Here is a 19,671-nt window from a genome sequence, read left to right as displayed (position 1 = left end):
GTTCCTTAGCATTGCCAGTACATGGCGTTTTTGATGGCCGCCAGCAGGGCGGTGATGTCGGCGTCGTACACTTCTCCGATGTTGCCGATACGGAAGCAGTCGCTTTGCGACACCTTGCCCGGATAGATCACGAAACCCTGCTCTTTAAGCCGCTGATAGAAATCCTTAAAGCGATACTGCGGCGCATCCGGGGAGTAAAACGCGGTGATGATCGGCGAGTGCAGGCTATCGTCGAGCAGCGGCTGAAAGCCTAGCGCACGCATTCCCGCCACCAGACGCTGCTGGTTCGTGCTGTAACGCTGATGACGTGCGCGCACGCCGCCTTCCTCCGCCAGCTCCTTCAGCGCCTGGGCAAAGGCCAGCACGGTATGGGTCGGTGAGGTGAAGCGCCACTTGCCGTGGTTATCCTCCATGCAGCGCCACTGGGCGTACAGATCCAGCGACAGCGAGCGCGAGCGGCCCTGGCAGTTTGCCAGTTCCGCCTCCCGGGCAATGACGAAGGCAAAGCCCGGCACACCCTGAATGCATTTGTTGGCGGAGCTGATCAGATAATCGATATTCAGGGCGGCGACGTCCATGGGAATGCCGCCGAAGCTGCTCATGGCATCGACGATGTAGCGTTTGTCGTACCGTTTCGCCAGCGCGGCGACCTCTTCGATCGGGTTGAGCATGCCGGTTGTGGTTTCGCTATGCACCATGGCGATATGGGTGATCGCCGGGTCGGTTTGCAGGATCCGTTCGATCGCCGCCGCGTCCGGCCGCGCCACTTCGCCGCAGTCGTAGGGATGGTGCGCAATGCACATCAGTTTCGCCATCTCGATCATGCGCGCGCCGTAGGCGCCGTTGCTGATAATCAGCACTTTCCCCTGCGCGCCGATCGCGCTACCGAGTACCGCTTCAACCGCGTAGCTGCCGCTGCCTTGCAGCAGCACTGAGGTGTAGCCGTTAGCGGGCGTCGCCAGTTCCACCAGCCGTTGGCGAATGACCTGAACGACGCCGAGATTGTAGTCGTCGTCCCAGGTACAGCTATCGAACAGCATCGCCTCTTTTACCGTACGGGAAGTGGTTAGCGGTCCGGGCGTCAGCAGCAGATAATTACGCGAAGTCATTGTTTTCACCATTTGGTCTATACCAGATGTTTTTTATAATGACGATCGAGCCCCGAAAAGGTCAAAGGGAAAGTAGCGCTGCAACAAAAAATTCATCTGGTTATGTATAATGAGCGCATCAAATTTGGCCGCGAGCGAACATGAAATCACCCTCTGGCGAGACGCCACAGTATCTGCTGATCAAGGCGCAGCTTCAGGCGCGTATTCAAAACGGCGCGTTGAAGAGCGGCGATAAGCTGCCGTCCGAGCGCGAGCTGTGCGCGCTGTTCAATACCACGCGTATTACGGTGCGCGAGAGCCTGGCGCAGCTTGAGTCCAGCGGCGTGATTTATCGCGCCGACCGCCGCGGCTGGTTTGTTACGCCGGAGCGCTTGTGGTTGGATCCGACGCAGAATACCAACTTCCACAAGCTGTGCCTGGAACAGGGACGAGAGCCGAAAACGGTACTGCTCGATGGGCGTCTGGCCGCCGTTCCGCTGGACGTTATGGCGCCGCTGGCGCTGCAGCCATTCGATCAGGTTTACCTGCTCACCCGTCTGCGTTATGCCGACGGGCGGGCGATTTGCTACTGTGAAAACCACTGTCTGCCCGCCAGGGTTCCGGAGCTGCTGCGCCACGATTTAAACGGCAGCCTGACCGAGATTTATCAGACCCGCTATGACCTGATATATACCAGTATGCATCTGTCGTTCTGGCCCACCTCAATGCCGCCCCAGGCCGCGGAAGCCCTGGGGGTGATGGAAGGGCGGCCGGCGCTGCTCTTGCGCCGCCTCAACTACGATCAGCACGGGCGAATTCTCGATTACGATATTGAGTACTGGCGCCACGACAGCCTGCGTATTGAAGTCGATACCCATTGATTTTATTGGTCCAGCCCGAGCGTTTTCCCGGGTTGCGGCTGGCGCCTTACCCGGGCTACGGGTTTACCGCCGTTTGCGGACGGGTAGCCCGGACAGGCGCGTCAAGCGCCGCCTCCGGGAGGGGGGTCTTCTGCTCCGGCGTCATCCTTTCGCCACACTTCATTCATCGTTTTGTCATAAACCCCCGGTAGCGTGAAAAACAATCTGGTCTACACCAGAATGACTAACTACCCGATGAGGCATATACGATGAAACTCTCCCGACTTGCCCTGCTGTCCCTGTTCGCGCTGACCAGCTCTCCGGTATGGGCAGATGGCATCGTCACGGTTTACTCCGCTGACGGCCTGCACGATGGTGATAACAGCTGGTACCAGCACCAGTTCGCCGCTTTCACCAAAGCAACGGGCATCAAGGTGCAGTACGTGGAAGGCGGTTCCGGGGCGATTGTTGAACGCCTGGCAAAAGAGCGCACCAACCCTCAGGCCGATGTGCTGGTGACGGTGCCGCCGTTTATCCAGCGTGCCGCGAAAGAACAGCTGTTGGCCGAATTTCAGCCGCAGGACAGCGCTCGGATCCCGGGCGTACACGACCGCTACTCGCCGCTGGTGAATAACTATCTGACCTTTATCTATAACAGTAAGCTGCTGAAAACCGCGCCGGCCAGCTGGCAGGATTTGCTCGATAGCCGCTTCAGGAACAAACTGCAGTACTCGACGCCGGGGCAGGCGGGTGACGGTACGGCGGTCATGCTACAGGCGTTTCACAGCATGGGGAGCAAAGAGGCGGGGTTCGATTATCTCGGTAAGCTCCAGGCCAATAACGTTGGTCCGTCTGCTTCCACCGGTAAGTTGACCGCGCTGGTCAATAAAGGTGAGCTGTACATCGCTAACGGCGATCTGCAAATGAACCTGTCGCAGATGGCGCGTAACCCGAATGTGCAAATCTTCTGGCCAGCGGACGCGCAAGGCGAACGCAGCGCGCTGGCGCTGCCCTATACCATCGGCCTGGTGCAGAACGGTCCGAACGGCGAAAACGGTAAAAAGCTGATTAACTTCCTGCTCGATAAATCCGCTCAGTCCAGCGTCAGCGCGCTCTCCTGGGGTCTGCCGGTGCGCAGCGACGTGACGCCGGAAGACGCTAACTTTAAAGCGGCGAAAGCGGCGCTTAACGGCGTGAAAAGCTGGGAACCCAACTGGGACGACGTTGCGGTTTCGCTGTCGGCGGATATTGCCCGCTGGCATAAAGTGACGGACAGCGAGTAAGCGTGATGTTAATGAAAACGACCGTTGCCCCAACCCCGTCGCTGGCGGGGACGTCCGGAATTACTCTCGACGCGCTGCGCGTTTCTTATCACGGCAACGTGGTGCTGAAGCCGCTGACATTAACCATTGAGCCCGGTGAGGTGCTGGCGCTGATCGGCCCTTCGGGATCCGGGAAAACCACGGTGCTGCGGGCGATAGCCGGTTTTGTGCAGCCTGCCGGTGGTCGAATTTTGCTTGGCGACACGGATATTACCCACCTGCCGCCGTATCAACGCGGCCTTGGTATGGTGGTTCAAAACTACGCCCTGTTTCCGCACATGAAGGTAGAAGATAACGTCGCCTTCGGCCTGCGGGCGCAGAAGCAGCCCAAAGCGCAGATCGCTGAACGGGTTCAGGAAGCCCTGAAAATCGTCGGCATGGCGGATTACGCCAGCCGCTATCCGCACCAGCTTTCCGGCGGCCAGCAGCAGCGAGTCGCGATTGCCCGCGCCATCGCCGTGCGTCCGCGGGTATTGCTGCTTGATGAGCCGCTCTCGGCGCTGGATGCGCAAATCCGTCACAACATGGTGGAGGAAATTGCCCGTCTGCACCGTGAACTGCCGGAGCTGACCATTCTCTACGTCACCCACGATCAGACCGAAGCCCTGACCCTGGCGGACAAGATTGGCATCATGAAAGACGGCTCGCTCATTGCCCACGGCGAAACCCATCAGCTTTACCACTATCCGCCTAATCGTTTTAGCGCTGAGTTTCTCGGACGTGCCAATATCCTGCAGGCGACGGCGCTGACAGATACCGCGGGACCTGGCCTGGTCAGCGTCAGCTGCGGCGGCGGATTGATCGCCGCGTTCAGCCGCGGCGGCCAGCATGGCAACAATAAGCTGCTGTGTATTCGCCCGCAGCATATGAGTCTCGCGCCGCGATCGGCCACCAGCAACCGTCTGAACGCCATCCTGACCTCCGTGCACTGGCAGGGCGATTTGACCCATCTGCTATGCGACGTGGCGGGGGAGGCGGTGCGTATCGTGATGACCCACGTGAATCCGCTGCCGCGTGCGGGCGACAGGCTGGCGCTCTATTTTGAACCCAACGATGCGGTCCTGATTGAGGTGTCATAATGTCGCAGATCTTAACGCTCCCGCGTCGCTCTGTTCATCTGCGGCCCTTACTGTGGCTGCTGCCGCCGCTGCTGGTGCTGGCGACCCTGTTTTTCTACCCGCTGCTGCTCATCGGCGAACAGGCGCTGCGCGATACCGAGGGTCATCTGGGCCTCGAAACCTTCTGGCAGGTGGTGGAGTCCCGGCGCTTTCTCAGCGCATTGCTCAATACCTTGCAAATCGCGGTTATCGCGACATCAGGCTGTCTGCTGCTCGGCAGCGTGCTGGCGCTGATTCTGGTGTTTATCCCGTTTCCCGGTAGCCAGCTGATTAGCCGGATAATTGATACCTTTATTGCGCTGCCGACCTTTCTCATCACCCTGGCTTTCACCTTTATTTACGGCTCCGCCGGTCTGCTGAACGGAACGCTGATGTCGCTGTTTGCTTTTGAACTGCCGCCGGTGGATTTTCTCTATTCGATTCAGGGGGTCATACTGGCGGAAATGACCGTCTTCACCCCTCTGGTGATGCGCCCGCTGATGGCCGGGCTGCGGCAGATTGATAAAAGCCAGCTTGAAGCGGCGAGCATCCTCGGCGCGCATCCGCTGCGGGTCATCGGCCAGGTGATTTTTCCGGCGGTGCTGCCGGCGCTAATGGCGGGCGGCAGCCTGTGTCTGCTGTTGACCACCAACGAGTTCGGCATCGTGCTGTTTATCGGCGCCAAAGGGGTAAATACTCTACCGATGATGGTCTACAGCAAGGCTATTCTCGAGTCGGACTACAGCGTCGCCTGCATGATTGCGCTGATTAATATTCTGCTGTCGCTGGGGCTGTTTATGCTCTATCGGCTGGCCGCCGCGCGTACCGGCGTGAGGAGCTAACGATGTTGATTTGGTCGCGTAAAGGCCGTACGGCGGCAGGAGCGCTGGCGGTGACGCTGTTTGCCGGGATTTTCTTCCTGCCGCTGGCGGTGATTTTGATGTCCAGCCTGAGCCAGCAGTGGAACGGCCTGCTACCGTCCGGCTTTACCTTCGGACACTTTGTTAACGCGTTTCGCGGCGCCGCGTGGGATGCGCTCTTTTCCAGCCTGATGGTCGGGTTTTGCGCCAGCCTGTTCGCTCTGCTGTGCGGCATGTGGGCTGCGCTGTCCCTGCGGCAGTACGGTGCGAAGCTGCAAAAATACCTTGGGCTGATGTTCTATCTGCCAAGCGCCATCCCATCCGTTTCTGTGGGTCTTGGCATTCTGGTGGCCTTCAGCCAGGGACCGCTGCAGATGAACGGCACCTTTTGGATCGTTCTGGCGGCGCACTTCGTGCTGATTTCCGCGTTTACCTTCAGCAACGTTTCCACCGGTCTGGCGCGGATTTCCGCCGATATTGAAAACGTCGCCTCCAGCCTCGGGGCATCGCCGTGGTATCGCCTGCGCCACGTTACGCTGCCGCTGATGACGCCGTGGATGATTTCAGCACTGGCGTTAAGCCTGTCGCTGTCGATGGGGGAGCTGGGCGCGACGGTGATGATTTACCCGCCGGGCTGGACAACGCTGCCGGTGACGATTTTCAGCCTGACCGATCGCGGCAATATTGCCGATGGTTCGGCGCTGACCATCGTGCTGGTGGGCGTCACGCTGCTGCTGATGATTAAGCTTGAACGCATCGCTCGCCGGATGAGCCAGAGGTGATCTCCGGCTCCTTTTGCAAACCACCTAAGCCAGTGGTAGCCGGGGTAAGGCGTTACGCCGCCACCCGGGGAATGCGCCGGGATAAATATATCGATGCGGCTTCTTCCCGGCTCGCGCTGCGCTTAGCCGGGCTACAGGTTACGATCTGATAGCCCGGATCGGGCTCTGACGCCACGACCCGGGGCGGTTTCACTCTCTTAGAACCACGCCTCAAACATGCCGCCGACGTTCAGCGAATCCAGCTGTTCGTCTTTGGTGCCGTTAACCTTCGCGGTGCGCTTGTTATCCACCTGGCCGCCGGTCACGTAGAAGCGCAGCATCGGGCGGAACTCCGGCCCCATACCGATGGCGATGTTCTGCGACAGCGTCAGCTTCCAGCCGTGGTTATCGCCGCCCTGGTCGTAATCGACGCGCTGGTAGCCCGCTTCCAGCCAGGTGGAGTGCACATCGTTCCAGAAGTACATCGGACGGACAATGGCGCCGTAGTTTTTACGGTTATCGGTGTTGTCCTTGCCGTTGTCATAGTCGTGGAAGGCCAGCAGATATTCGATCTGCGCCTGCCGGGTAAATTTATGCAGCCCTTCAAAGCTGGCGTAAATCGCGGTCAGGTCATCGGTTTTGTTGTAGACGCTGTTATCCGAGTTATCGGAGTAGCGCAGGATCACTTTATTGACGCCGCTGTCGTTGGTGTGGCTCAGCACCAGCCCGCCCTGCCAGGCGTCGAGACGTTCGTCGCTGTCCACCGCTTTCGAATCGAAACCGTAGTTGGCGTACACCTCAACGTCGATCGGCCCGGCCTTGATGTTGTGGGTTTTGGTGGTCAGGGCGTAGTGGCCGTTATCGCCGGTACCGGAGCCGCCGGTACAGGTGATGCGCGACGGGTTGGCCTCGTCCGCCATCACTTCCGGGCTACAGGACTCCACCTGCGACACTCCCGCCACGTCAAACTGCACGCCGCTGATATCAAAGTTCTTCACCCCGGCGCCCTGGCCGTCGTGGTTCATCCAGAAGTAGTCGTTGATCCCCTGCTGCGGGCGCTGATGGAAGTCGCGGCCGGCCCAGATATAGGCGTTGGGGTTAGACTCGAGCACGTTGGTGACGCCGACGTAGGCTTTTTTCAGGTTAACTTCATCGCTCCAGTGGTCAAACATGACGTTGATATCCCAGATAGCGCCTTTACTGCTCCTGAAGGCTTTGGTTATCTGGAATTCGCCGCCGTTGCCTTCGTTGCCTAAACGGCCGATCGCCGAGGCGCCGTTATAGGAGCCATCCACGCCGACAAACTTCTGATCGCCGGTCTGGAACTGCGCGCCGTAGCGGGCGTAGCCGCTGAACTTCAGGCCGAAGGGGATCGCCATATCCGGCGTGGCCGCGGTGGTCTGCGGGTTGGTGATAACATCCACTTTTTTATCAGCCGCGGCGTCGATTTTCGCCTGGCGTTCGGCCAGGGCTTTATCGACGGCTTTCGCCACAATGGCGTCGATCTGTTCCTGAGTAAATTCTTGTGCGAATACGGAAATTGGGCACAGCGCGGCGACGACCGCCATGGTTAATGGCAGCATTTTTACAGTTTTCATCATTATCTCGCTTTTAATAATTTATATATATCCTAAATAGTTCGAGTTGCAGGAAGGCGGCAAGGGAGTGAATCCCGATGAGCTTACTTTGGTAAGTGATTCGGGTAAGCGAGCGCAGCCAACGTACATGCAGCTTGAAATATGACGGATATATTTAGATAATAGCTATCCCGCCAGGATAAGCTGGTATATTTAGTTCGGGTACAGTTGCTAAATATTGATATAAATTAACGCTGGTATAAATGAATTAACTCTTCCGAAAATTCACGGGCGAGCAGTGAATTCATTAAGTGATCCTGAGCATGGACCATAATTAACGTCATCGGCTGGCGCGCTTCGCCAGCGTCCTGCTCGATAAGCCGGGTCTGCATCTGGTGCGCCCGGCGGGCATAGCCATCGGCTTCATTCAGAAGCAAGCGCGCTTCATCTATATTACCGTTGCGGGCGCAATGGAGCGCTTCAAAACATAATGAGCGTGACTGGCCCGCATTAACGATAATTTCCATTACCGCATCTTCTAATTCAATCATGATAGATCCTGAGGTCATTAATTTTATTCTTTAAATAATGCAGTGAAAGTCCCTTTTCCGCATTATTTATGCCGTCATTTTAAATATAATATTAAATATAGAGATTAATTATTGGCTGACCGTTTCGGCAACCGGCACTGCGGCTTTTGCTTTTTCAACTTCAGTTTTCATTAACGAGCGTTCATAGGCGCGCAGGAAGGGCAGGTAGATTACCGCCGACATCACCATGCAAATTAAACACATCACCACCGGGCTTAGCGTCCAGTTTGCAGCCCATGATGCGCCGATAGGCGCCGGCGTCGTCCACGGCGTCAGCGAAACGACCTGGCTGAGCCAGCCGAGGCGCGTCGCCCCGTAAGCCAGAACGGCGTTAATCATCGGCACAAAGACGAACGGGATAAACATCATCGGGTTCATGATAATCGGCGCGCCGAACAGAATCGGTTCATTGATATTAAAGAAGCTCGGTACGATACCCATTTTGCCAATGGTGCGCAGGTGGGTGACGCGGCTACGCAGCAGCAGGAACGCCAGCGGAAGCGTGGAGCCGACGCCGCCAATCAGCAGGTAGTGGTCCCAGAAACCCTGCAGATAGACATGCGGCAGAGCCGCACCGGCCGCCAGCGCTGCCTGGTTCGCCGACAGGTTGGCCATCCAGAAGGGGTTCATAATGCCGGTCACGATCAGCGAGCCGTGGATCCCGGCGAACCAGAAGATCTGGCACATCAGGACGGAAAGCAGAATCGCCGGCAGGGAGTCAGAGGCGGAAACCAGAGGCTCCAGCAGATGCATAATCGCCTGCGGCAGGATCATACCGGTCTGCGCTTCGATAAACAGATTCAGCGGATGCAGGGTCGCGATCACCACCAGCACCGGGATAAGGATTTCAAACGAACGCGCAACGCCGGTCGGCACTTCTTTCGGCAGGCGAATCGTAATGTTGTTCTGCTTTAGCCAGGCGTAAACGCGGGTGGAATAGATGGCGGTGATCAAGGCGGTAAAAATACCCTGACCAGAGAGGTACTGGGTGGAGATTTTGCCATCGGCGTACGGCGCGGCAACCAGTAAGAAAGCCATAAACGCCAGCAGACCGGACATCACCGGGTCGAGCTGGAACTGGCGTCCCAGGCTGGCGCCGATCCCCACCGAAATAAAGAACGTCATCACGCCCATGCTGAGGTTAAACGGCAGCATCAGCTGTTCGCGATACTGCTGGGAGAAGTCCAGCCAGCCGCGGGCGAAACCGTTAGTGGTATCCGGGGAAAAAGGCGGAAAGATAAATACCAGCATGAATGAGCCGATGATCATAAACGGCAATGCGGCAGTGAAACCATCGCGAATCGCGATAACGTATTTCTGCTGCCCAAGGCGTCCTGCCAGCGGGGTAATTGATTGCTCGATCGCGGCAATCATGGACTGATACAGAGAACTCATTTGCACACCTCTTAATGCGCTTCAATCAGCGACAGGGCATAATCCAGGACGTTGTCTCCCCGCTGCATTCCGTAATCCATGGCGTTAATCGGCTGGACCGGAATATTCAGGGGAGCGGCTTTCTCAGCTAAGTTTTTCAGCATGTATTTCACCTGTGGCCCAAGAAGCACCACCTGGTATTGCGGAAACTGCATGTCAAATTCGGAAACTCCGTAGGCGTCAATCTGCACCGGCAGGTTACGTTCCTTCGCGGCATCAACCATCTTTCTGACCAACAGGCTGGTGGACATTCCGGCAGAGCAGCACAGCATAATCTTGTACATCGACGATTGTCCTCAAAATGTAAAAAGTTATTGCGTGGATGATTTGATATCAGACGGAAACCGGTTTCCATTTATAAAAAACAGAACTGTGATAACCGTCAAGATCTGTCAGTCAAAGGGCGTGTTAATTAGATTTGGCTCACAAATTTTCCTGGTTTTTGCTACGATTTTCCATGAAACGGAAAATCGGTTTCCAAATAAAAAGGGAAACGGATATACTGCCGCTGGTTATTATTGAAGCGATTCAGGTTCAAGGATTTACAGGGATCGGACTGGCCCTGTCAGGGGAAAATAATGTCTACAATCAACGATGTATCACGGTTAGCTGGGGTATCTAAAGCCACAGTCTCTCGGGTGTTGAGTGGTTCGCGCGGCGTAAAGGAAGCCAGCCGACAGGCGGTATTGCAGGCGGCGGAAGCGCTTAACTACCGGCCGAATATGATCGCGCAATCTTTGCTGAGTCAGACCACCGGCTGCATCGGCGTCATTTGCGCCCAGGACAACATTAATCAAACCACCAGCTATCTCTACGCGCTGGAAAAACAGCTCAGCCAGCACCAGATGCACCTGCTGCTGCGTTTTGCCAACAGCCGCGGCAGAGTGCTCCATTCGCTGGAAGAGTTGACCTGCGGCCTCTGCGATAATGTGTTAATCATCGGCGCGCGGTTTCCGCTCAATATCGACCGGCCCGACGTAGTGCTGATTGACTGCCTGGAAAGCGACGCAACGAATAGCATTCAGTTTGACCACGCCTTTGCGGCGGAAACGGCCTGCAACTATCTGATAAGCCAGGGGCGGCGGCAGATTGCGCTGATTCATCCTCAGGCCAGCGGATTTGCTGACCAGGTTCTGCTGGGCTATAAGCACGCGCTGGAAAAGAATTTTCTGCCGTTCAATCGCAACCTGGTTTTTCTCGACAGCCATTCGCCGTCCGTGGCGGTTCAGGAACTGGTGAACAACGCAACCACCCTGAATTTTAATGCGTTATTGGTTGCCAACGAGCAGCAGGCGCAGCTGGTGGTGCCGCAGCTCCAGGCGTTTAATCGCGCGGTACCGGAAAAAGTCATGGTGTTCAGCCTGGCGGGCTCGTTACAGCTGCCCGGTATTCCGACGATTCCGGCGATTGAATATTCCATGGACGCGATGGCCAGCCAGATAGTCAACTGGCTGACCGAGAAGACGCAAATGCTCGCCAGCAGCCCGCTGCGCGGAGATTTGATTATTCCGAACCGCTAATGGTGACGTCTCCGCGCCCGGTACTAGGGCGTAGGGCACTGAATGCCGCTAATGGCCTTCTGATAAGCGGCGCTGTTGTTTTTATCCAGCGCCCGCGTCGCGCTTTGTACGGCGGTCTTATTTTCCGCTGATTCCAGCACGCGGTTAGCAAACTGCGTATCATCCAGCGCGCTGCTGGCAGGGCAATTTTTCCTCACATCCTTCACTATCTGCTGCTTTTGCTGTTCAAACTTCAGCCCGGAGAGCGGTGCGGCTGTCGCCACGCTGGAGAACATCAGGCTGGCTGCCAGCGAAAGCGCAAAACTCATTCTCTTCATCACGGATATCCTTATTTTTATTAAAGGGTTCCTCTAACTATAGACGCATTCCTGAACCAACATTTTGCGCGCTGGTTTCCATAAGAATGAGTCTGTTTCAGCCGCTGAAATTTATCTTTCGTACCGGCAAGCAAAGCCGTTGATGCGCAGGTGTTTGCGCTTTTTGGGACGGATATATTCCAGCCATTACGTTTCAGTGATGGCGGATCATGACGCAAAAAGGAACCCCCTCGACGCCGCACGATGCGGTATTTAAACAGTTTTTATCGCATCCCGAGTGCGCCAGGGATTTTATCGAGATTCATCTGCCCGCTTCGCTACGTCAGCTGTGTAATCTGCAAACGCTCAGGCTGGAGTCCGGCAGCTTTATTGAGGCAGATTTGCGTGCCAGCTACTCCGACGTGCTGTGGTCGCTGAAAACCCGCGACGGCGACGGCTATATTTACGTGGTGATTGAACACCAGAGCACGCCGGATGCGCATATGGCCTTCAGGCTGATGCGCTACGCGCTGGCGGCGATGCAGCGTCACCTGGATGCCGGGCATAAAACGCTGCCGCTGGTGGTGCCGATGCTGTTCTATCACGGCGCGAAAAGTCCCTATCCCTTCTCGCTTTGCTGGCTGGATGAGTTTACTGATACGCAGACGGCGCGAAGACTTTATGCCGCCGCTTTCCCGCTGGTGGATATTACGGTGGTGCCGGATGACGACATTATGCAGCACCGGCGCGTGGCGCTGCTGGAGCTGATTCAAAAGCATATTCGCCAGCGCGATTTACTTGGCCTGGTGGAGCGATTAGCCGAGCTGTTGGTTAAAGGTTGCGCTAATGACAGCCAGCTGAAAGCGCTGTTTAATTACATGCTGCAGTGCGGCGATGCGCCTCACTTTGGTGAATTTCTTCACGAGGTCGAGCGGCGCGTTCCTCAACATAAGGAGGTACTCATGACGATTGCGGAAAGGCTACGGCAGGAAGGGAGACAAGAAGGCAAGTTGGAGGGCAAGTTAGAGGGCAAGTTAGAAGGTAAACAAGAGGGTAGACAAGAAGAAGCGTTGCGTATTGCCCGTTCACTTCTGGAGCAGGGGTTTGAGCGCGAGCTGGTACGGATGACTATTGGGCTCTCTGATGACGATCTGAATGCATTCCAGGATGCATCCCTCAAGATGGGGGAAAATTAATGAAGATTGTAGAGAGGCTACCGCTGGAAGAGATACCACAGGAGTTACAACCTGAGTATTTACTGGGATATCTGTTGGAATTATACCTGGAGTTTTATGAATGATTTCAGGAAGGTAAACGAGAAGAGGCGTTGCGTATTGCTCGTTCATGTCTGGAACAGGGATTTGAGCGCGAGCTGGTGCAGGTGGTTTGTGAGCTGTCGGATGACGACCTGAAGATGCTGCAAACGCCGGTCGCAGCCCCTCCTGGCCGATAATCGTCAGGCCGTTTTAACCCGCCGCCGCGAATCCATGGCGATCAGCACCACCGATGAGAGAATCAGCAGCGTGCCCAGCCAGTCCGGGAGAGTAAAAGTGATGCCGAGCAGCAGCAGGGAGAGCAGGGCGCTACTCAGCGGCTCCGCGCAGCTGAGGATCCCCGCCTTCGCGCCGCCAATCTTCTGCGCGCCGTTCAGGTAGAGGCTGAAGGTCAGCGAGGTGCCGATTACCACCAGGTAGAAAAAGGCCAGCAGCAGGCCGCCGGTCACCACAAAATGGTTGCCCTGTCCGGCGTAGAACGGCAGCAGCATGGCGCCGCCGAGCAGCATGCTCCAGCCGACAATCGGCAGCGTGCCGTAGCGGGCAATCAGCGTCGAAGGATAAGTTGTATAAAAAGCGGCGGCAAACGCCGAAGCAATCCCCCAGAACAGCGCCGTGGGGGAAATCGACAGCGTCGTCGGGTTGCCGTGGGTCACCAGCAGGAAAGTGCCCGCCAGCGAGGTGGCGATGGCCGCGAGCACCAGCGGGCTGGGGCGCGTTTTGCGGGCGATGGCAAACCAGGCGACGATAATCGTCGGCGACAGAAACTGCAGCACCGTCGCGGTGGCGGCGTTGGATTGCTCGATAGTCATCAGAAAGGTGTACTGCACGGTGAGCGCGCCGAACAGCGAAAAGATCAGCAGGCTGGCGGCGTCTTTGCGGTTTTGCAGGACGCGGAAAATCTTATCGCCGTGGAAGAACGAGAGCATCAGAAGGATCAGGCCGGCGAACAGCAGGCGCGTCATGGTCAGAAACGGCGATGACATCTGGCTTTGCTGCATAATATATTGCGCGCAGACGCCCGAGCTGCCCCACAGCACGGCGGCGATCAGTACGTTCAGCATCCCTTTTTTGCTGGAGCCCATCTTTCCCTCAGGTGAAAATAATGCGAAAGCAGTATCATAGCATGAGTACGCGCGGGAAGCGGGGCAGGAAAGGGTAGTCGGAGTATTTGCGTGCCCCTTGCAGCGGAAGATCGTTGGGTTTGGCGATCTGACGCGTAAGCTTGTAGCGAGTTAGATCCCGTCGAAAAGAAAATCCATTGAAGCTTTAACGACTTCGCGCTGGTGATTCAGATTACAAACTTCTTCACCCAGAACACGATGTGGGATGCTGGCGAGTTCGTGAGTCATCACGACGTATTCTTCCCCTTCTACGGTGACAAGCGGTGTTAAACGATCGGCGCGTGGACCTTTATAGTTTTTCAGTGGAAACAGTGGAATCACGACCCGAGTATTGCGCTTGCCGATAATGTCACTCTGTACATCAAGGAGGTAAGGATACGCAGCAATTCGACCTGTATTCTTATAAACGTAATACTGCATATTTAGAACGTCCTGTATTCATCAGAGAGAAGTCCATTTTCCTCAGTTAAATTATTGAGGTAGTCGATTGCCTGGGCATTTTCTTTTTGCCAGCGGGCTATTTCGAGGCTGTGGATTTCGCTTTTTAGAGCGTTAGTCAACGTTAGAGACAGATTGATGCCGACCTCACGAGCCTGTTTGACCAGGCCTGGGTCCAGTGTCACGCTGACGTTCTGCTTATTGCGTTTTGCGGCTGGCATAGGGCATCTCCTGTGTAATCTACACGTGTAGATTACACAGAAATAAATAAACCCGCCATTCGGCGGGTTAAAAAAGATTCAATTTTTATGCGCCGGACGCGCCTCTTAGCTCAAATCAACGTTTTTACTGCCGAACAGCCAGGTCAGGGCAAAGCCGCACAGGTAAGAGACCGCCAGTCCGGCGGCATACACCGCCATTCCGGCGTAGATGCCGCTGCCGGAGGTCATCAGCGGCAGCGCCACCAGCCCGGACGGGCCAAATACCGTATTCAGGCCGACCGGTAGCCCCAGCCAGGCGATGAGCCCGAGGAAAAAACCGCCGCAGGCGCCGCCGAGGCAGGCGGTGATAAAGGGCTTCATGCGCGGTAGCGTCACGCCGTAAATCAGCGGTTCGCCGATGCCGAGAAAGCCGGGAATAATCGCCCCTTTAATCTGCGTGCGCAGCAGAGAACCGTGCTTCGCCCGCCAGAACAGCGCCAGCGCCGCACCAACCTGTCCGGCACCGGCCATGGCCAGAATCGGAAACAGCGAGTTAAACCCCTGGGCATCCACCAGCGCGAAATAGACCGGCACGAAGCCCTGATGGACGCCGAACATCACCGCCAGCAGGAACAGGCCGGCCAGTACCGCAGAGCCGAACGGGTTACCGTTAAGGTGCAGAAACAGCCATGACATCCCGGTGAACAGCCAGCCGCCGATAGGCATAATGACGGTAAAGGTGATCGCGCCCATGATCAGCAGCGTCACCGCCGAGGTGAGGATCATATCGAGGTTGGCAGGCATGATGCGGCGTACCTGTCGTTCCACCCACGCGCCGATAATCGCGGCGATAAGCACGCCGATAATATTGCCGCGCGGGTCGATACCGTGGCCGAAGAAGGTGGAAATCCCGGAATAGAAGCCGCTGGTGGCTTCCGGGTTATAGCCGAGAACAAACAGCGCAGCGATGATGGCCCCGTTGACCCCGGAGCCGCCGAAGGCTTTCTGGGCGTTATAGCCGATCAGGATGCTCAGGAAGGTAAACATCCCTTTGCTGAACACCTTCATGTAGCCGATCAGCGCCATCAATGTCGCGTTCGGATGCGCGTTTTCGAGGACAAATATCTGCTCCGCCAGGGTCGCGAACCCCAACAGCAGGCCGACGGCGATAAAGCCGGGAATAAGCGGGGTGAAGATGGTGGCGAATTTCGCGAGGAATTTTTGAATACCGCTGGTTTGCTTGCTCTTCAGCGCCTGTTTCTTTTCGGCGGCGACATCGGCCAGCGATGGCGCATCCGCCGGGGCTTCTTCCAGTAACGCATTCATCATTTCCGCCGCGCTTTGCGCCTTGCCGGGCCCAAGGACGACCTGGAACTGTTCATCGCTAACGATCACCCCCATTACGCCGTCAATCTGGCGGATGGCGGCGCTATCGGCCCGTGATTCATCGCGCAGGGTCAGGCGCAGCCGGGTCATACAGTTGCCCGCCAGCGCGACGTTCCCGGCTCCGCCAACGTGCTGCAGGATCCGCGCTATCATCTCTTTATTTATTTTTGCCATTGCAGATTACCCGTGAGTCAGCGGTCAGGAGTGGCTCAGCGCCTTGCGGATATAGCCGTTATTTTTTGCCAGCAGCGCCTGGGCATCCGCGGCGCTTAAATCAGCCAGCACCATCACAATCGCCGTTTTGCAGTGGCGATCGCAGGCTTCCAGCGCGCTCTGGGCGGTTGCGCGATCGCATTCGGTCGCTTCCATGACGATGGACACCTGGCGCTCGATAAGCTTGGCGTTGGTCGCTTCCACGTCCACCATCAGGTTGCTGTAGACCTTGCCGATGCGGATCATCGCCCCGGTAGAAATCATATTCAGCACCAGCTTCTGCGCGGTGCCCGCCTTCAGGCGCGTTGAGCCGGTCACCACTTCCGGACCCACGACCGGCGTAATGGCGACGTCCGCCAGCTGGGCCATTTCGCCGTGCGGGTTACAGCTGACGATGGCGACAAAAGCGTTCTGGCTGTGGGCATACTCCATCGCGCCGATGACGTACGGCGTGCGTCCGCTGGCGGCCAAGCCAACCAGCACGTCGCGGCTGCTAAAGTTCAGGTTCTGCAGGTCCATCGCCCCTTGCGCTTTGTTGTCTTCGACGTTCTCTACGGCGCTCAGTATGGCTTTATGGCCGCCCGCGATAATGCCCACCACCTGCTCCGGGCGGGTGCCGAAGGTCGGCGGACACTCGCTGGCATCAAGGATCCCCAGACGCCCGGAAGTGCCCGCGCCAATGTAAATCAGTCGACCACCCGCCTGCAGCGCCGCCGCGACCTTATCCACCACCTGGGCAATTTGCGGCAGATAGGGGGTGATGGCGTGAGCCACCTGCTGGTCTTCCTGGTTAATCACCGTCAGCATCTCTTCGGTGGTGAGGATATCAATGTTGGCGCTATTGGCGTTGCGGCGCTCGGTCAGCAGTTTGCTCAGGTCGATACTCATAGGAACCTCTTTATTCACGGTGGCGGGCAGTATAAGGAATTAATTATTCCTTTCCTGTGAAGGTTATCACGATTGGTGTTGAAGGAATAATAGGAGATTACAGTACTGACGGGAAAAATAGGGGTAATATAATTGGAATATTTTATTACCCCGGAGGAGGTTATGCGATGGGGCGCGGCTTTTTCAGGCCAATCAGCAGCGCGGCCAGATAGCAAAGGGTCATCGCGAAGCTCATTTTGAGCATCGTTTCGCCGCCGAGTCCGGCCAGCGGCGCGGCAATACCGCCGAACACAAACATCAGCGTGCCCATCAGGGCGGAAGCGGTGCCGGACTGGCGGGCGTGAATGGCGTTCATCGCTTCCGAGCCGGCAACGGTACTGATACCGCTCATCATGGAAACGGTAAAGAACAGGCCGACCAGCGCCAGCGTCGGCTGCGGTAGCCAGGCGAAGAGCAGGGTGATAGCGGCAAACGCCACCGCCAGCAGCTGGCCGCCGCGCAGCAGGGCTTCGGCGCTGAAGCGGCGCGCCAGGCGGGAAAAGATCAGCGCCGCGATAATCAGCCCGATACCGTTAAGGCCGAACAGCAGGCTGAACTGCATCGCGCTCATGGCATATTCGCTCTGGATAACGAACGAAGACGAGCCGATATACGAAAACAGCCCGGCCATCATAAAGGCCTGAATCAGGCAGTAGCGCATAAAGCGGCGGTTTTTCAGCACCGGCGCATCAGCCTGTTGCCGCGTAGCCGAGGCGGCGCTTTTGGCCGGCAGCGTTTCGTGCAGCACCGTCAGGCTGAGCAGCAGCAAGACAACGCCGATCGCCGCCATCGCCCAGAAGAGGATACGCCAGTCGAAGGCGGTGATGATCCAGCCGCCGAGTACCGGTGAAAGCACCGGCGCAATGCCGTTAACGGTCATCAGCAGGGCGAAAAACTGGGTCAGCAGCGTACCCTGATACCTGTCGCGGGCGATGGAGCGCGACAGCACCGAGCCGCCCGCGCCGGCGAAGCCCTGCAGAAAGCGCCAGGCGATCAGCATATGGATATCGTAGGTTATCGCGCACATCGCCGAGGAGAAGATAAACAGCAGCAGGGAGAGCGCCAGCGGCTTTTTACGGCCAATGCGGTCGCTCAGCGGGCCAAAAAACAGCTGTCCAAGGCCGAGGCCAATCAGCGCCGCGGTCAGCGAAAGCTGAGTCTGCGTGCCGGTGGCGCTGAGCTGCTGGGTGATTTCCGGCAGCGCGGGCAGATAGAAGTCGGTACACAGCGGCCCAATGGCGCTGAGCAAACCGAGAACCACGACCCAGGAGAGGGAAATTCGGGACATATCAACGGGCTCCTTGTCATCAAACCGGGCGTTGCCGCCCGGCAAAAGCGTTAGCTGGCGCCGCCTCCCAGCGACTGCCAGAGGGTAATGCGGTTTTCCAGATCCGTTTGCTGGAGGGAGATAAGCGTGGCCTGCGCCGACCACAGCGTTCGCTGGGCGGTCAGCACCGACAGATAATCTCCGACCCCGGCCTGATAGCTCTTCATCGCGATATTCAACGATTTCTGCTCCGCCGCGACGTATTTATTCTGCGCGTCCAGCTGTTCGCTGAGCGTTTCCCGGCGCGCCAGCGCGTCGGCGACATCCTTAAAGGCGCTCTGAATCATCTTCTCATAGGTGGCGATCAGCCCCTTTTTCTCCGCTTCAGCATAGCGCAGCTGCGCCAGGTTGCTGCCGCCGGTAAACAGCGGCAGGCTGATGGACGGCGCGAATGACCACACCTGCATGCCGTGGCTGAACAGCGACGAGAGCGAGTCGCTGCCGACCCCGGCGCTGGCGGTCAGCGAGATGGACGGGAAGAAATTGGCCCGCGCCGCGCCGATATCGGCGTTAGCGCTCTTCAGATTATGCTCCGCTTCCTGGATATCCGGGCGGCGCAGTAGTACCGATGAAGAGACGCCCGCCGGCACCAGGGTGATACTCCGATCGCCAAGGCTTTCCAGCGTGCCGGGCAGCAGGCTATCCGGCACGGTTTCTCCGGCCAGCAGGTTGAGCGCGTTTTTATCCTGCGCCACCAGCGTGCGGTAGCTGGCGACGCTGGCGCGCGCCTGCTGATAAACGCTTTCGGCATCGCTCAGGTCGCCTGCCGAGGCGGTGCCGACTTCCATCTGGCGGGTGACGATGCGGCGCGAGTTCTCCGCGCTGGCCATGGTGTCCTGCGCCAGCGCCAGATTGCTGTTGTCCGCGGCGAGCGTTATCCACGCGGTGGTCAGATCGGCGATCATCGTCAGACGCGTATTCTGGGCGGTGAATTCGCTGGCAAGCCAGGTTTCCCGCGCTGCGCGCGTCAGGCTTTGGTTCTTGCCAAACAGATCCAGCTCGAAGCTGGAAACCGCGCCGTCGGCTTCCGCTGACGAGGTGAGGCCGCTGGCCACCGTTTTACTGCGGGTATGGCTCAGCTCGGCGTCGAGGGTCGGAAACAGCGAGGCGCGGGTTTCGCCAAACTGGGCGCGCGCGGCTTCGATATCGGCCAGCGCTTTCTGCACGTCGCGGTTGCTGGTCAAGGCGATGTTCACCACTTTTTTGAGGCGAGCGTCATTCACTACCTGCTGCCAGTCGCTGACTACCGCGGTTGCCTCGCCGTGGCTACCCGGCAGGGTCGCCGGGACAGGCGCGGCCGGACGTTCATAGTGCGGGTCGAGAGAGACGCAGCCCGCCGTCAGGAGCGCAACAAAAACTAAGGTAAAACGAAACATA

General features: G+C 57.5%; 21 protein-coding genes. 8 read left to right on the top strand and 13 right to left on the bottom strand.

Translation table 11 applies throughout. The annotated features are described in order from the left end of the window. Positions 1–5: 5 nt before the first annotated feature. Positions 6–1,109: a 2-aminoethylphosphonate--pyruvate transaminase gene (gene phnW, locus BJF97_RS28535; protein WP_014227310.1), complete on the bottom strand. Its 1,104-nt coding sequence runs from the start codon at positions 1,107–1,109 to the stop codon at positions 6–8. 140 nt (positions 1,110–1,249) lie between these two features. Here phnW and phnR point away from each other — a divergent pair, with 140 nt between their 5' ends. The 5 genes from phnR to phnV all read left to right on the top strand — a co-directional run bounded on the left by phnR (position 1,250) and on the right by phnV (position 6,009). After that, on the top strand, positions 1,250–1,969 hold the full coding sequence (phnR, locus tag BJF97_RS28530; protein ID WP_032694297.1) for a phosphonate utilization transcriptional regulator PhnR: 720 nt from the start codon (positions 1,250–1,252) through the stop codon (positions 1,967–1,969). 248 nt (positions 1,970–2,217) lie between these two features. Then, positions 2,218–3,231: a 2-aminoethylphosphonate ABC transporter substrate-binding protein gene (gene phnS / locus BJF97_RS28525; protein ID WP_014227308.1), complete on the top strand. Its 1,014-nt coding sequence runs from the start codon at positions 2,218–2,220 to the stop codon at positions 3,229–3,231. A 5-nt stretch (positions 3,232–3,236) separates the two neighbouring features. After that, positions 3,237–4,349: a 2-aminoethylphosphonate ABC transport system ATP-binding subunit PhnT gene (gene phnT, locus BJF97_RS28520; RefSeq protein ID WP_014227307.1), complete on the top strand. Its 1,113-nt coding sequence runs from the start codon at positions 3,237–3,239 to the stop codon at positions 4,347–4,349. Beyond that, positions 4,349–5,209 (top strand): 2-aminoethylphosphonate ABC transporter permease subunit, encoded by an 861-nt coding sequence (phnU, locus tag BJF97_RS28515; RefSeq protein WP_004855607.1) that lies wholly within the window; start codon positions 4,349–4,351, stop codon positions 5,207–5,209. The genes phnT and phnU overlap by 1 nt, the downstream gene beginning before the upstream one ends. A gap of 2 nt (positions 5,210–5,211) precedes the next feature. Next, on the top strand, positions 5,212–6,009 hold the full coding sequence (phnV, locus tag BJF97_RS28510) for a 2-aminoethylphosphonate ABC transport system, membrane component PhnV (RefSeq protein ID WP_032694298.1): 798 nt from the start codon (positions 5,212–5,214) through the stop codon (positions 6,007–6,009). Between the two features lie 197 nt (positions 6,010–6,206). Here the strand turns inward: phnV and BJF97_RS28505 are convergent, their stop codons facing one another. From BJF97_RS28505 to BJF97_RS28490, 4 genes are all read right to left on the bottom strand, one after another. After that, complete coding sequence (locus tag BJF97_RS28505) at positions 6,207–7,586, bottom strand: carbohydrate porin (protein ID WP_064388188.1); 1,380 nt, start codon at positions 7,584–7,586, stop codon at positions 6,207–6,209. 227 nt (positions 7,587–7,813) lie between these two features. After that, entirely contained in the window at positions 7,814–8,116 is a 303-nt protein-coding gene (locus BJF97_RS28500; RefSeq protein WP_004855598.1) for a PTS lactose/cellobiose transporter subunit IIA, read from the bottom strand. A 108-nt stretch (positions 8,117–8,224) separates the two neighbouring features. Further along, complete coding sequence (locus BJF97_RS28495; RefSeq protein ID WP_014227305.1) at positions 8,225–9,550, bottom strand: PTS sugar transporter subunit IIC; 1,326 nt, start codon at positions 9,548–9,550, stop codon at positions 8,225–8,227. A gap of 11 nt (positions 9,551–9,561) precedes the next feature. After that, positions 9,562–9,873, bottom strand: a complete 312-nt coding sequence (locus tag BJF97_RS28490) for a PTS sugar transporter subunit IIB (RefSeq protein ID WP_014227304.1) — start codon at positions 9,871–9,873, stop codon at positions 9,562–9,564. 294 nt (positions 9,874–10,167) lie between these two features. Here BJF97_RS28490 and BJF97_RS28485 point away from each other — a divergent pair, with 294 nt between their 5' ends. Then, on the top strand, positions 10,168–11,109 hold the full coding sequence (locus tag BJF97_RS28485; protein WP_014227303.1) for a LacI family DNA-binding transcriptional regulator: 942 nt from the start codon (positions 10,168–10,170) through the stop codon (positions 11,107–11,109). Positions 11,110–11,132: 23 nt separating this feature from the next. Here BJF97_RS28485 and BJF97_RS28480 read toward each other — a convergent pair whose 3' ends face one another. Next, a complete protein-coding gene (locus BJF97_RS28480; RefSeq protein WP_014227302.1) occupies positions 11,133–11,426 on the bottom strand; it encodes a YicS family protein in 294 nt (97 codons plus the stop codon). A 209-nt stretch (positions 11,427–11,635) separates the two neighbouring features. Between BJF97_RS28480 and BJF97_RS28475 the strand changes: the two genes are divergently transcribed. Continuing rightward, the gene (locus tag BJF97_RS28475) at positions 11,636–12,601 is read left to right on the top strand and encodes an Rpn family recombination-promoting nuclease/putative transposase (RefSeq protein ID WP_038423881.1); all 966 of its coding nucleotides are present in this window, start codon (positions 11,636–11,638) and stop codon (positions 12,599–12,601) included. Between the two features lie 131 nt (positions 12,602–12,732). Further along, positions 12,733–12,858: a hypothetical protein gene (locus BJF97_RS35425; protein WP_256557856.1), complete on the top strand. Its 126-nt coding sequence runs from the start codon at positions 12,733–12,735 to the stop codon at positions 12,856–12,858. 3 nt (positions 12,859–12,861) lie between these two features. Here the strand turns inward: BJF97_RS35425 and BJF97_RS28465 are convergent, their stop codons facing one another. From BJF97_RS28465 to BJF97_RS28435, 7 genes are all read right to left on the bottom strand, one after another. After that, positions 12,862–13,764, bottom strand: a complete 903-nt coding sequence (locus BJF97_RS28465; RefSeq protein WP_014227300.1) for an EamA family transporter — start codon at positions 13,762–13,764, stop codon at positions 12,862–12,864. Positions 13,765–13,914: 150 nt separating this feature from the next. Further along, entirely contained in the window at positions 13,915–14,223 is a 309-nt protein-coding gene (locus BJF97_RS28460; RefSeq protein WP_014227299.1) for a CcdB family protein, read from the bottom strand. A gap of 2 nt (positions 14,224–14,225) precedes the next feature. Further along, positions 14,226–14,462: a type II toxin-antitoxin system CcdA family antitoxin gene (locus BJF97_RS28455; protein ID WP_014227298.1), complete on the bottom strand. Its 237-nt coding sequence runs from the start codon at positions 14,460–14,462 to the stop codon at positions 14,226–14,228. 105 nt (positions 14,463–14,567) lie between these two features. Further along, positions 14,568–16,001, bottom strand: coding sequence for a PTS N-acetylmuramic acid transporter subunit IIBC (murP, locus tag BJF97_RS28450; protein WP_014227297.1), 1,434 nt, complete (start codon positions 15,999–16,001; stop codon positions 14,568–14,570). A 24-nt stretch (positions 16,002–16,025) separates the two neighbouring features. Further along, positions 16,026–16,928: an N-acetylmuramic acid 6-phosphate etherase gene (murQ, locus tag BJF97_RS28445; protein ID WP_009654080.1), complete on the bottom strand. Its 903-nt coding sequence runs from the start codon at positions 16,926–16,928 to the stop codon at positions 16,026–16,028. A gap of 160 nt (positions 16,929–17,088) precedes the next feature. After that, on the bottom strand, positions 17,089–18,255 hold the full coding sequence (locus BJF97_RS28440; RefSeq protein WP_014227296.1) for a multidrug effflux MFS transporter: 1,167 nt from the start codon (positions 18,253–18,255) through the stop codon (positions 17,089–17,091). 50 nt (positions 18,256–18,305) lie between these two features. Beyond that, entirely contained in the window at positions 18,306–19,670 is a 1,365-nt protein-coding gene (locus tag BJF97_RS28435) for an efflux transporter outer membrane subunit (RefSeq protein ID WP_032695132.1), read from the bottom strand. Between the last annotated feature and the right edge of the window lies 1 nt (position 19,671).

It is taken from the genome of Klebsiella sp. LTGPAF-6F, from assembly GCF_001753185.1.
GTDB classification, from domain to species: Bacteria; Pseudomonadota; Gammaproteobacteria; order Enterobacterales; family Enterobacteriaceae; genus Klebsiella; species Klebsiella michiganensis.
This window is presented reverse-complemented; position numbering and strand designations above follow the sequence as displayed.